Here is a 12,130-nt window from a genome sequence, read left to right on the forward strand (position 1 = left end):
GGGCTTGCGACATAGGCCAGACGCGCAGGACGGTCACGTACGCACGATCCATCACGGGGGCACGAGGGAGGGGAGCACCATGGGACCCGGACCAGGACCAGTACCAGGACCGGAACACATCCGCCGATGGGAGTCGGGAGCACTGGCCCACGCCGTGACGGACCCCTTCGGACAGGGCCCCGTCCCCTGGCTGCGCGGCAGCGAGACGTACTTCGACGACACGGGCCAGGTCGTCCCCTGGTACGTGGACCAGGCCCCCGCCCCGTCCCGGGACGGCGCCCCCCGCGTTCCCGCCCCCCGTACCGCGCCCGCGGCGGGCGGCCCCCGCTCGGCCGACGACGTGCGCCGCCAGATCAAGGGCTTCATCTCCACCGGCGCGGTCGCCCCCGGAGACGCCGTCGACTTCCACATCACGGTCGACCCGCCCCAGGAGTTCAGCGTCGACATCTACCGCATCGGCCACTACGACGGCGACGGCGCCGCGAAGATCACCACCAGCCCGCGTCTCTCCGGCATCGTCCAGCCCCCGCCGCTGACGGCCGACCGCACCGTCTCCTGCCACCACTGGTGGCTGTCCTGGCGCCTGCAGGTCCCGTCGTACTGGAACGTCGGCGCCTACGTCGCCGTCCTCACCACCGTCGACGGCTACCGCTCCCACGTGCCCTTCACGGTCAGCGACCACCACCCCGCCGACCTGCTCCTGCTCCTCCCCGACATCACCTGGCAGGCCTACAACCTCTACCCCGAGGACGGCCGCGGCGGCGCCAGCCTCTACCACGCCTGGGACGAGAGCGGCCGCCTCCTCGGCGAGGCCGATGCGGCGACCACGGTCTCCTTCGACCGCCCGTACGCCGGTGCCGGCCTCCCGCTCCATGTGGGCCACGCCTACGACTTCATCCGCTGGGCCGAGCGCTACGGCTACGACCTCGCCTACGCCGATGCCCGTGACCTGCACGCCGGTCGCATCGACCCCACCCGCTACCGCGGCCTGGTCTTCCCCGGCCACGACGAGTACTGGTCGACGAACATGCGCCGCACCGTGGAACTCGCCCGAGACAGCGGCACCTCACTCGTCTTCCTGTCCGCCAACTCCCTCTACTGGCAGGTGGAGTTGGGTCCGTCCCCGTCCGGGGTCCCCGGCCGCCTGCTCACCTGCCGCAAACGCAAGGGGCCCGGCAAACCCGTTCTGTGGCGTGAGATCGACCGCGCCGAGCAGCAGTTGCTGGGCATCCAGTACGCGGGCCGGGTGCCCGAGCCGCACCCGCTGATCGTCCGCAACGCCGACCACTGGCTGTGGGAGGCGACCGGCGCGCTCGACGGCGACGGCATCGAGGACCTGGTGGCCGGCGAGGCCGACCGCTACTTCCCGCGCACCCCCCTCCCGCCCCACGAGAACCGCATACTCCTCGCCCACTCCCCGTACGCCGACAGCGAGGGCGTCCAGCGCCACCAGGAGACCTCCCTCTACCGGGCCCCCTCCGGCGCCCTGGTCTTCGCCTCCGGCACCTTCGCCTGGTCCCCGGCCCTGGACCGCCCCGGCCATGTGGACCCCCGTGTCCAGCGCGCCACGGCCAACCTCCTCGACCGCATCTGCAAACGCGACTGACGTCCGCCCGCCCGCTCGCCCCACCCGCTGTCCTTGACCGATCCCGATGTACGGGACAATCGACCCACTAGGACAGAACCACGGGGAGGAACCGTGTCCGGATTCGTAGAAAAGCCCGAGCCCCTTCAGGTGCCGGGCCTGGTGCATCTGCACACCGGCAAGGTGCGTGAGCTGTACCAGAACGAGGCGGGCGATCTCGTGATGGTCGCCAGCGACCGCACGTCCGCCTTCGACTGGGTGCTGCCGACCGAGATCCCCGACAAGGGCCGCGTCCTCACCCAGCTCTCCCTGTGGTGGTTCGACCAGCTCGCCGACCTGGTCCCGAACCACGTCCTGAGCACGGAACTGCCCGCGGGGGCCCCCGCCGACTGGGCCGGCCGCACCCTGGTCTGCAAGTCGCTCCGGATGGTCCCCGTCGAGTGCGTGGCCCGGGGGTATCTCACCGGGTCGGGCCTCGTCGAGTACAAGGAGTCCCGCACGGTCTGCGGCCTCGCCCTCCCCGAAGGGCTGGTCGACGGCAGCGAACTCCCCGCCCCGATCTTCACCCCGGCCACCAAGGCCGCCGTCGGCGAGCACGACGAGAACGTCTCCTACGAGGAGGTCGCCCGCCAGGTCGGCGCCGACCCCGCCGCCCAGCTCCGCCAGGCGACCCTCGCCGTCTACGGCCGCGCGCGCGACATCGCCCGCGACCGGGGCGTCATCCTCGCCGACACCAAGTTCGAGTTCGGCTTCGAGGGCGACGACCTGGTCATCGCCGACGAGGTCCTCACGCCGGACTCCTCCCGCTTCTGGCCGGCCGACCAGTGGCAGCCCGGTCGCGCGCAGCCCTCGTACGACAAGCAGTTCGTGCGTGACTGGCTGACCTCGGCCGAGTCCGGCTGGGACCGCGCGAGCGAGCAGCCCCCGCCGCCTCTGCCCCAGCACATCGTGGACGCGACCCGAGCGAAGTACATCGAGGCCTACGAGCGCCTGACGGGCACCAGCTGGACCTGACGCGAAAGGCCCCGGTCGATGACCGGGGCCTTTGCGATGGAGCGGACGACGAGGCTCGAACTCGCGACCTCAACCTTGGCAAGGTTGCGCTCTACCAACTGAGCTACGTCCGCAGTGCGCCGTGGCGCGAGGCCAACTATACCCAACCCCGCTCCCGCGCGAGCCGTACCGCCGCGTGCCGGTTCTCCGCCCCGAGCTTCGAGACGGCCGACGACAGATAGTTCCGTACGGTCCCCTGGGACAGCGCCGCCCGCTCGGCGATCTCCGCTACGGGCGCACCGTCGGCGGCGAGTTCGAGTACCTCCGCCTCACGCGAGGTCAGCGGCGAGTCACCGGCGGCGATCGCGTCGGCGGCCAACTCCGGGTCGACGTAACGGTTCCCCGCGTACACCGTCCGGATGATCTCCGCGAGCCGCTGCGCGCTCACCGTCTTCGGGACGAACCCACGCACCCCCGCCGCGAGCGCCCGCTTGAGATGCCCCGGCCGGCCGTGACTCGTGACGATCAGTGCCTGGCAGTCGGGCAGTTCGGCACGCAGGGATGTGGCGACCTTCACACCGTCGGCGCCCGGCATCTGCAGATCCAGGACGGCGACGTCGGGCCGGTGTGCCCGTGCCATCGCCAGCGCCTCCGGGCCGGTGGCCGCCTCGGCGACGATCACCAGGTCGTCCTCCAGGGAGAGCAGCGCGGCTAGCGCACCCCGGATGAGGTGTTCGTCGTCGGCCAGGAGCACCCGCACGGTCATGAAGTGACCTCTCTCACAGCAGCCTTCCCGCTCAGCGGCACCTCGGCGACGACCCGGAAGACGCCGGCTCCGACGAACCCGGCGTCCAGTGTCCCGTCGACGCCCCGCAACCGCTCCCGCAGCCCGGTGAGTCCCGACCCGTCGCCGCTTTCGGGGGCGGAGGTCCCGGCGCCGTCGTTCTCCACCGTCAGCACCACGCATCCCTCCGGCATCCGCAATGTCACCGAGCACCGCCCGGCGTCTCCGTGCCGCAGCACGTTGGTGGTGGTCTCCCGCACCACCCAGCCGAGCGCCGACTGCACCTCGGCCGGCAGCCCGCCGGTCTCCCCGCTCACCTCGCACGCGATCCCGGCCGCCCGCAGCACCCCTTGTGCCCCGGCCAGTTCGACCCCGAGGTCCACCTCCCGGTATCCCCGCACGACAGCGCGGACCTCCCTCTGTGAATCCTGCGCTATCCGCTGGACCTCGATCATCTGCTCCACGGCCTCCGGCCGCCCACGCCTTGCCAACTGCACGGCCAGCTCGCTCTTCAGCGCGATCACCGCCAGGTTCCTCCCCATCACGTCGTGCAGATCCCGCCCGAACCGCAGCCGCTCCTCCGCGACGGCGAGCCGCGCCTCGACCTCCCCGGCCCGGTCCGCCTCCCACAGCACCGCCAGGTTCCAGGCGCTGCAGCGGCAGGCGAACAGCGAGAAGCAGGTCGCGAAGGCGGTCAGGAACCCGACCATGAAGATCCCCGCCGTATCCGGTTCGGCCCAGCCGAACACGGCCATGAGGGCCAAGGCGAGCAGGGCGGAGTGCCACAGGAACCGCCGGATGGGCACCACGAGTCCGTACAGCATCCCGAAGGGCAGCAGCGCGGCTCCTATACAGAGCCGGGTCGTCACCGGGTCGGCGCCGCCCACCACGGAGAGCGCGAGGGCCAGCGCCAGTCCGAGGGCCAGCAGCCCGGCCGCGGGATACAGGGCGCGGGGCGGGAGCTCGGCGCGGTGCAGATAGTGGTCGAGGACGGGCCGCGTGAGCCGGTTCGCCTCGGCGCACTGGAGGGCGCTCGCCAGCAGGAGCAGCCCGCCGATGAGGAGCGGCCCGGGACGCTGTTCGAGCCCGCCCACCAGGGGCAGCGCGAGCCAGGCGAGGGAGAAGAACCAGGTGGTGAAGTACCAGGTGCCCAGGGTCTGCAACTCGACCCGCTCGGCCTTGCTGCGGTCCCGCCAGTGACGCCGCTGCCACCCCCGAATACGGCCCAACATCCATGTCCTCCCCCACCGTTCGACCCGCCACGATCCCGGCTCGGCCCCCTGCGGTCCCGGCTGGTCAGCGCCGGGGCTCCCAACGGAACCACCGCCGTACAGCAAACACCGCCAGCAGGGTCCAGGCCAGTGCGGTCGCCAGGGCGCCCAGGGCCTCGTACACCGACAGACTTCCGGTCCAGCCGCCGCGTATCAGGGTGATCACCGGGGACAGCGGCAGCAGTTCGCAGACGAAGGCGAGCCGGTCGGGCAGCATTTCCAGGGGGACGGTCACACCGGAACCGGTCATCGACACGAGCACCAAGGGCATGGTGGTGACCTGTGCGCTCTCCACGGTCCGGGTCACGGCCGCCGTGACGGCGGCGAGCGCCGCGCACATCGCCAGGCCCAAAAGCAGCCCCAGGAAGGCGAGATGGGGGGCCTGGGGGGCCGGCACATCGAGCAGGACCGTGCAGCCGGCCACCAGCACCAGGGACTGCACCAGCCCCGTGGCGAGGACGGGCAGCGCCGATCCGCCGAGGATCTCCGGGTCCCGCAGCTCACCGGTACGCAGCCGCTTCAGCACGAGCTCCTCGCGCCGGGCGGTGTAGATGGCCGTCAGTGCCGAGTACACCCCGAACAGCAGCGAGAAGCCGATGGCGGCGGGCAGCAGCACCAGACCGACGCTGAGACCGACGTCCTCCACGTCCATGTCCTCGACCACCGTCGCCAGGCTCACCGGCAGTACCAGCGGCACGAACACGGCCGCGATGATCGTGCTCCTGCTCCGCCCGAGCAGCTTCAGCTCGGCGCGTGCGAGGGCGGCCATCCGGCTCGCGGGGGTCGTGACCGAAGGGTTGCCCGCACGGGTCGCCGCGTCCTTCACCGTTGCCCCGCTCATGCCGCGACCTCCTCGGTCTCGTCGCTGTTCGACGCCTCCCGGGCGATCCCCAGGAACGCCTCCTCCAGCGAGGCGGACCGCACATCCAGCCTCCGCAGTTCGACCTGGGCCCGCTCGGCCCACACCAGGAGTCCGGTCGCCGCCCGCTGGAGCTCGCGGGTGCGCAGCCGTATGACGCGTCCGTCGATCTCGTGACCGCATACACCCAGTTCGCCCAGCGGAGGCAGGTCGCCCACGAAGTACCCCTCGGGCAGTTCGAAAGTGATCCGGGACGGCTGGGCGCCGGTCACCTCGGCGGGTGTCCCGGCGGCCGCGATACGGCCTTCGTGCAGGATGGCCAGCCGGTCGGCGAGGTTCTCCGCCTCCTCCAGGTAGTGCGTGGTCAGCAGCACCGTCGTACCGGCGTCGCGCAGCGCGCGCACCAGGTCCCAGGTGTCCCGGCGGCCCTCGGCGTCCAGGCCGGTCGTCGGCTCGTCCAGGAACAGCACCTCGGGTTCTCCGAGGACCGCGAGCGCCAGGTCGAGGCGCCGCCGCTCGCCTCCGGACAGCTGCTTGACCCGGACGTCGGCGCGTCCGGCCAGCCTGACGAGGGCGAGCACCTCGTCGATCGGGCGGGCGCCGCTCACGCAGCCGGCCCACATGCGCGCGGTCTCGGCGACGGTCAGCTCGGAGGGGAAGCCGCCCTCCTGGAGCATCACGCCGGTACGCGGTCGTACGGCGGCCCGTTCGGTGTGCGGATCGTGGCCCAGGACTGCGATGCGCCCGCCGTCGGGGCGCGCGAGTCCCTCGAGCAACTCGACCGTCGATGTCTTTCCGGCGCCGTTGGTACCGAGGAGCGCGAAGATCTCACCGCGGTCGACGTGGAAGGAGATCCCACGGACCGCTTCGAACCCGCCCCCGTACACACGCCGGAGGTCGGTGACCTCGATCACGTGTTCATTCGTGTTCATGCCTCAAGCCTTCCTGGGGAAGGAGACCGGCAGCAGTGCGAGGTGTCATCACTCCGCATGACAAATGTCAGACGACCGCTCGCGCGACGCCCACGATCGCGGGCCCACGATCACGACCACACGGTCGCGACCACACGGTCGCGCGCACAAGATGAAGGCACAGGATCAAGGCACACGAAAAGACCCCGGTCCATAGGACCGGGGTCTCATTCCCGAGCGGACGACGAGGCTCGAACTCGCGACCTCAACCTTGGCAAGGTTGCGCTCTACCAACTGAGCTACGTCCGCATTGCCTCCGACCGGCTTTCACCGATCGGCGCGGGCACCAGCCTACCTGATCCACAACAGTGGTCAGATCGGTGATGCAGAGCGGGTGACAGGGATCGCACACTGCGCCTTCCCCCTGGAAGGGGGATGTTCTACTACTGAACTACACCCGCATGTACTCCGTGAGCTGGGCTTTTCGGCCTGGCCCCTCGGCGTGCTCCAGACTCTAGCTGACCAGGAGGGGTGCAGCGCAAGTCGGTTCGTTCGAGGGGTGGGTGACCGGCCGTCGGCCCTCGGCTCACGGGGACTTTCAGCGGGTGCGGCTCACTGGGCGTCGGTGAACGCCTCGTAGATCTTCTTGGGGATGCGGCCGCGGGCCGGTACCTCCATCTTGTTGGCCTGGGCCCAGGCGCGGACGGCCGCGGGGTCGGGTGCGACCTCCGTCTGCTTGTACGCCTTGCCCGACCTCGACCGCTTGCGGCCGGCGTCCACGTAGGGCGCGAGAGCCTTACGCAGTTCTTTGGCATTGGCTTCATTCAGGTCGATCTCGTACGACTTGCCGTCGAGCCCGAAAGCGATCGTTTCCGCCGCTTCCGAGCCGTCGATGTCGTCAGAGAGAGTGACCACGACCTTCTGCGCCACGAATATCGGTCCCTTCGTGCGACAGCTCTGCGATGACGTGCCAAGACGTCACGGAGATGTCGACTGTCCGCCTGTTATGGGGCAAAGTATCGGCTATTGCCAATTCATTTGTACAGTGCCTGGCATTGCAATGTGAAGCCCGACTAAATCTGCCCGCGTGTCCCGGGGCAATAGGGAACGTTGGTGCACCCCGGATCTTTCCCTGAAATTTTCACGAAGGCACTGGTCCGATACCTGATCGTGATGGCGCTCACGTAGTTTCCTACAACTCTACCCGCGTAGAAATTTTGTGCGGGTAGTCTGAAGACACCTGTTGGAGACACCCGCAGGAACCTGCTCAGCACCACACCACCGGGAGTGCCAGTGGCACGCGTCGTAGTCGACGTCATGCTCAAGCCGGAGATCCTCGACCCCCAGGGCCAGGCGGTGCAGCGCGCACTGCCGCGACTGGGTTTCGAAGGCATCTCCGACGTACGTCAGGGAAAGCGATTCGAACTGGAAGTTGACGGGCCGGTCGACGAGGCCGCCCTCGCCCGCATCCACGATCTTGCGGAATCCTTCCTCGCGAACACCGTGATCGAGGACTTCACCGTCAAGGTCGAGTCGGAAGAAGCAGTCGCGGGAGCCGCGAAGTGACCGCTCGTATTGGCGTCGTCACTTTCCCGGGCAGTCTCGACGACCGGGACACCCAGCGCGCGATCCGCCTCGCGGGCGCCGAACCCGTCGCTCTCTGGCACAAGGACAAAGACCTTCATCAGGTCGACGCCGTGGTGCTGTGCGGTGGTTTCTCCTACGGCGACTATCTGCGGGCCGGTGCCATCGCGCGCTTCTCGCCGGTGATGGAGACCCTCATCGAGCAGGCGAAGGCCGGCCTTCCGGTCCTCGGTATCTGCAACGGCTTCCAGATCCTCACGGAGGCCCACCTGCTGCCCGGCGGGATGCTCGGCAACGACCACCTCCACTTCATCTGCCGCGACCAGAAGCTGCGGGTGGAGAACGCGGAGACCGCCTGGACCGTCGACTACGAGGCGGGCCAGGAGATCCAGATCCCGCTGAAGAACATGGACGGCCGGTACGTCGCCGACGAGTACACCCTCGACAAGCTCGAGGCCGAGGGCCGCGTCGCCTTCCGGTACCTCGTGCAGGGCGACGGCGCCGACGGCTACGGCAACCCGAACGGCTCGCTGCGCGACATCGCCGGCATCACCAACGAGGCCGGCAACGTCGTGGGCCTCATGCCGCACCCGGAGCACGCCGTCGAGCCGCTCATCGGGTCCGGCCGCACCGACGGCCTCCCCTTCTTCACCTCGATTCTCAAGAAGCTGGTCAACGCATGAGCCGGACGCCTCTGGACACGGTCGAGCACGCGACCGAGACCCCCGACGTCGAGCTGCCCTGGGCCGAACTCGGCCTGAAGAAGGACGAGTACGAGCGCGTCGTGGAGATCCTCGGCCGCCGTCCCACCGGCGCCGAGCTCGCCATGTACTCCGTCATGTGGTCCGAGCACTGCTCGTACAAGTCCTCCAAGGTGCACCTCCGCCAGTTCGGCGAGAAGGCCCCCCAGTCCGACGCGCTGCTCGTGGGCATCGGCGAGAACGCCGGCGTCGTCGACGTCGGCCAGGGCTACGCCGTGACCTTCAAGGTCGAGTCGCACAACCACCCCTCGTACGTCGAGCCCTACCAGGGCGCGGCCACGGGCGTGGGCGGCATCGTCCGCGACATCATCGCGATGGGCGCGCGTCCGGTCGCGGTCGTGGACCCGCTGCGCTTCGGCGCCGCCGACCACCCCGACACCAAGCGCGTCCTCCCCGGAGTCGTCGCCGGGATCGGCGGCTACGGCAACTGCCTGGGCCTGCCGAACATCGGCGGCGAGGTCGTCTTCGACGCCTGCTACCAGGGCAACCCGCTGGTCAACGCCGGTGCCATCGGCGTGATGCGGCACGAGGACATCCACCTCGCGAAGGCCTCCGGCACCGGCAACAAGGTCATCCTCTACGGGGCCCGGACCGGCGGTGACGGCATCGGCGGCGCGTCGATCCTCGCCTCCGAGACCTTCGACGACGCCAAGCCGTCGAAGCGCCCGGCCGTCCAGGTCGGCGACCCCTTCCAGGAGAAGCTCCTCATCGAGTGCACCCTGGAGGCCTTCCAGGAGAAGCTGGTCGTCGGCATCCAGGACCTCGGCGCGGCCGGCCTGTCCTGCGCCACGTCCGAGCTGGCCTCCAACGGCTCCGGCGGCATGCGCGTCACCCTGGACGACGTACCGCTGCGCGACTCCACGCTCTCGCCCGAGGAAATCCTCATGAGCGAGTCGCAGGAACGCATGTGCGCGGTCGTCGAGCCGGAGAAGGTCGCCCGGTTCCTGGAGATCTGCGACAAGTGGGACGTCATCGCGACCGTCATCGGCGAGGTGACCGACGGCGACCGGCTGGAGATCTTCTGGCACGGCGGCAAGATCGTCGACGTCGACCCGCGCACCGTCGCCCACGACGGCCCGGTCTACGAGCGCCCCTACGCCCGTCCGGAGTGGCAGGACGCCCTCCAGGCGGACGACGCGAACAAGCTGCCCCGGCCGCAGACCGGCCAGGAGCTCAGGGACCAGGTCCTGCGGCTGGTCTCGTCCCCCAACCAGGCCTCCAAGAAGTGGATCACGTCCCAGTACGACCACTTCGTGCAGGGCAACACCGTCCTCGCGCAGCCCGAGGACTCCGGCATGATCCGGATCGACGAGGAGAGCGGCCTCGGCGTCGCCATCGCGACCGACGGCAACGGCCGGTACGCCAAGCTCGACCCGTACGCGGGCGCCCAGCTGGCCCTCTCCGAGGCCTACCGGAACGTGGCGACGACCGGCGCCAAGCCGCTCGCCGTCTCCGACTGCCTGAACTTCGGCTCGCCCGAGGACCCGGCGGTGATGTGGCAGTTCGCGGAGGCCATCCGCGGCCTGGCCGACGCCTGCCAGCAGCTGGGCACCCCGGTGACCGGCGGCAACGTCTCCCTCTACAACCAGACGGGCGAGGTGGCCATCCACCCGACCCCGGTGGTGGCCGTGCTGGGTGTCATCGACGACGTCGCGCGCCGCACGCCCGTCGCCTTCCAGGAGGAGGGCCAGCTGCTCTACCTCCTCGGCGACACCCGTGAGGAGTTCGGCGGCTCGGCCTGGTCCCAGGTCGTGCACGACCACCTCGGCGGTCTGCCCCCGAAGGTCGACCTGGAGCGGGAGCGGCTGCTCGCCGAGATCCTGATCTCCGCCTCCCGTGACGGCATGATCGACGCCGCGCACGACCTGTCGGACGGCGGGCTCGTCCAGGCGGTCGTCGAGTCGGCGCTGCTCGGCCGCAAGGGCGCGCGGCTGGTCGTACCGGACGGGCTGGACGCCTTCACCCTCCTCTTCTCCGAGTCGGCGGGCCGCGCCGTGGTGGCCGTCCCGCGCTCCGAGGAGCTCCGGTTCAACGACATGTGCGGGGCGCGCGGCCTGCCCGTCACCCGCATCGGTGTCGTCGACGGCGACACGGTCGAGCTCCAGGGCGAGTTCGAGCTGTCCCTCGAGGAACTGCGCGAGGCCCACGAGGGGACCATCCCGGCGCTGCTCGCGTAGGCACCCTCAGCCGTGGCACCCGCGTCCGCGCGGGCCTCTCCGCGGCCCGGCGGTCGCGCGGCATCCGTACGACGGTGAAGGCCTCGTCCGTTCCCACGGGCGGGGCCTTCACCGTGACCGTCACACGTTCGCCGGTCCCGCACCGGCATCGGCGTGCCCGCCGCCGGGCAGGACCCTGACAACAGGACCCTCGGCACCACGCATGCCGCCGTCAGGCACGCCGTCGTCAGGCACACGCCATAAGGCACGCCGTCGTCAGGCACACGCCATAAGGCACGCCGTCGTCTGGCACGCCGTCGTCGGATCCGCCGACGGCCACCGTGCCGCGACCGCGATCCATGCCCCACGCCGCGCACGGCCCGACGGTCACGGTGTCCCCGGCGGCCACTAGGCTCACCGCCATGCCTCCGGCCAGGAAACGCACGCGCGCGTACGACCCCGCCAAGATCCGGGCCGCGGTCACCGCGCAGTTCGGCAACGTACGGCGGGCCGTGGGCACCCTCACCCCCGAGCAGCTCGCGCTGCCCACGCGGCTGGCGGGCTGGACCGTGCGGGACCTGGCCGCGCACGTGGCCATGGCGGTGGCGACCGTCAGCCGCAACCTGGACCGGGACGAGCCCCCGAAGGCGGAGCTCACGCTCCTGGAGTGGCCCTTCGCCACCGCCGCCCGGGCCGCCGACATCTCCGACGGCACCCGGGACCTCGCCGCCGCCAACCCCAACCTGGACGCGCTCTTCGCCCGCACCGAGGAGCGCGTCACCGAGGACCTCGCCGGCGCCCCGGGCGATCGCCTCCTGGCCACCCGCACCGGCGCCATGACCCTCGCCGACCACCTCGTGACCCGGACCGTCGAACTCGTCGTCCACACCGACGACCTGAACGCCGCCGTCCCCGGCCTGGACATCCCGTACGAACGCCAGGCGCTCGCCGCCGCGACCCGGCTCCTCGCCGACGCCCTCGCCGCCAAGGCGCCCGGCGGCGCGACCGAGGTGCGGATCCCGCCGTACGCCGTCGTGCAGTGCGTCGAGGGCCCCCGGCACACCCGGGGCACCCCGCCCAACGTCGTCGAGACCGACCCGCTGACCTGGATCCGGCTGGCGACCGGCCGGGTGAGCTGGGCGGACGCCGTCGAGCAGGCGAAGGTCGCCGCCGGCGGCGAGCGGGCCGACCTCACCTCGCTTCTGCCCCTGATGTCCTGAATCCGA

11 protein-coding genes and 3 tRNA genes are annotated in these 12,130 nt (G+C 70.5%); 6 read left to right on the forward strand and 8 right to left on the reverse strand.

Translation table 11 applies throughout. The features are described 5' to 3' along the window. The first annotated feature begins 79 nt into the window (after positions 1–79). Positions 80–1,606: a N,N-dimethylformamidase beta subunit family domain-containing protein gene (locus ACIPFH_RS23785; RefSeq protein ID WP_401829113.1), complete on the forward strand. Its 1,527-nt coding sequence runs from the start codon at positions 80–82 to the stop codon at positions 1,604–1,606. A gap of 93 nt (positions 1,607–1,699) precedes the next feature. Beyond that, complete coding sequence (locus ACIPFH_RS23790; RefSeq protein ID WP_401829115.1) at positions 1,700–2,599, forward strand: phosphoribosylaminoimidazolesuccinocarboxamide synthase; 900 nt, start codon at positions 1,700–1,702, stop codon at positions 2,597–2,599. A 37-nt stretch (positions 2,600–2,636) separates the two neighbouring features. Here ACIPFH_RS23790 and ACIPFH_RS23795 read toward each other — a convergent pair. The 8 genes from ACIPFH_RS23795 to ACIPFH_RS23830 all read right to left on the reverse strand — a co-directional run bounded on the left by ACIPFH_RS23795 (position 2,637) and on the right by ACIPFH_RS23830 (position 7,333). Beyond that, a tRNA-Gly gene (locus ACIPFH_RS23795) sits at positions 2,637–2,712 on the reverse strand. Between the two features lie 23 nt (positions 2,713–2,735). Then, positions 2,736–3,344: a response regulator gene (locus ACIPFH_RS23800; protein WP_401829118.1), complete on the reverse strand. Its 609-nt coding sequence runs from the start codon at positions 3,342–3,344 to the stop codon at positions 2,736–2,738. Further along, the gene (locus tag ACIPFH_RS23805) at positions 3,341–4,594 is read right to left on the reverse strand and encodes a sensor histidine kinase (RefSeq protein WP_401829119.1); all 1,254 of its coding nucleotides are present in this window, start codon (positions 4,592–4,594) and stop codon (positions 3,341–3,343) included. Before ACIPFH_RS23805 ends, ACIPFH_RS23800 begins: the two co-directional genes overlap by 4 nt. Before the next feature lie 64 nt (positions 4,595–4,658). Further along, a complete protein-coding gene (locus tag ACIPFH_RS23810) occupies positions 4,659–5,474 on the reverse strand; it encodes an ABC transporter permease (protein WP_401829121.1) in 816 nt (271 codons plus the stop codon). Continuing rightward, positions 5,471–6,424, reverse strand: a complete 954-nt coding sequence (locus ACIPFH_RS23815; RefSeq protein WP_401829124.1) for an ABC transporter ATP-binding protein — start codon at positions 6,422–6,424, stop codon at positions 5,471–5,473. The genes ACIPFH_RS23810 and ACIPFH_RS23815 overlap by 4 nt, the downstream gene beginning before the upstream one ends. Before the next feature lie 215 nt (positions 6,425–6,639). Then, positions 6,640–6,712, reverse strand: a tRNA-Gly gene (locus ACIPFH_RS23820). A gap of 80 nt (positions 6,713–6,792) precedes the next feature. Continuing rightward, positions 6,793–6,864 (reverse strand) — tRNA-Gly (locus tag ACIPFH_RS23825). Between the two features lie 151 nt (positions 6,865–7,015). After that, on the reverse strand, positions 7,016–7,333 hold the full coding sequence (locus ACIPFH_RS23830; protein WP_401829126.1) for an Lsr2 family protein: 318 nt from the start codon (positions 7,331–7,333) through the stop codon (positions 7,016–7,018). 363 nt (positions 7,334–7,696) lie between these two features. Between ACIPFH_RS23830 and purS the strand changes: the two genes are divergently transcribed. The 4 genes from purS (at position 7,697) to ACIPFH_RS23850 (ending at position 12,124) form a co-directional block, all read left to right on the forward strand. Then, positions 7,697–7,969 (forward strand): phosphoribosylformylglycinamidine synthase subunit PurS, encoded by a 273-nt coding sequence (gene purS / locus ACIPFH_RS23835; protein ID WP_020131278.1) that lies wholly within the window; start codon positions 7,697–7,699, stop codon positions 7,967–7,969. After that, on the forward strand, positions 7,966–8,670 hold the full coding sequence (purQ, locus tag ACIPFH_RS23840; protein WP_356249356.1) for a phosphoribosylformylglycinamidine synthase subunit PurQ: 705 nt from the start codon (positions 7,966–7,968) through the stop codon (positions 8,668–8,670). The genes purS and purQ overlap by 4 nt, the downstream gene beginning before the upstream one ends. Next, positions 8,667–10,925 (forward strand): phosphoribosylformylglycinamidine synthase subunit PurL, encoded by a 2,259-nt coding sequence (gene purL / locus ACIPFH_RS23845; RefSeq protein WP_401829128.1) that lies wholly within the window; start codon positions 8,667–8,669, stop codon positions 10,923–10,925. Before purQ ends, purL begins: the two co-directional genes overlap by 4 nt. Positions 10,926–11,326: 401 nt before the next feature. Then, a complete protein-coding gene (locus ACIPFH_RS23850; RefSeq protein WP_401829131.1) occupies positions 11,327–12,124 on the forward strand; it encodes a sterol carrier family protein in 798 nt (265 codons plus the stop codon). Positions 12,125–12,130: the final 6 nt, after the last annotated feature.

The organism is Streptomyces sp. NPDC088157, assembly GCF_044741545.1.
Taxonomy (GTDB): domain Bacteria; phylum Actinomycetota; class Actinomycetes; order Streptomycetales; family Streptomycetaceae; genus Streptomyces.

Coding starts and splice junctions, on each gene's coding strand:
- ACIPFH_RS23815 (WP_401829124.1), bottom strand. CDS start 6,424: ATGAACACGAATGAACACGTGATCGAGGTCACCGACCTCCGGCGTGTG.
- ACIPFH_RS23805 (WP_401829119.1), bottom strand. CDS start 4,594: ATGTTGGGCCGTATTCGGGGGTGGCAGCGGCGTCACTGGCGGGACCGC.
- ACIPFH_RS23800 (WP_401829118.1), bottom strand. CDS start 3,344: ATGACCGTGCGGGTGCTCCTGGCCGACGACGAACACCTCATCCGGGGT.
- ACIPFH_RS23850 (WP_401829131.1), top strand. CDS start 11,327: ATGCCTCCGGCCAGGAAACGCACGCGCGCGTACGACCCCGCCAAGATC.
- ACIPFH_RS23785 (WP_401829113.1), top strand. CDS start 80: ATGGGACCCGGACCAGGACCAGTACCAGGACCGGAACACATCCGCCGA.
- purL (WP_401829128.1), top strand. CDS start 8,667: ATGAGCCGGACGCCTCTGGACACGGTCGAGCACGCGACCGAGACCCCC.
- ACIPFH_RS23810 (WP_401829121.1), bottom strand. CDS start 5,474: ATGAGCGGGGCAACGGTGAAGGACGCGGCGACCCGTGCGGGCAACCCT.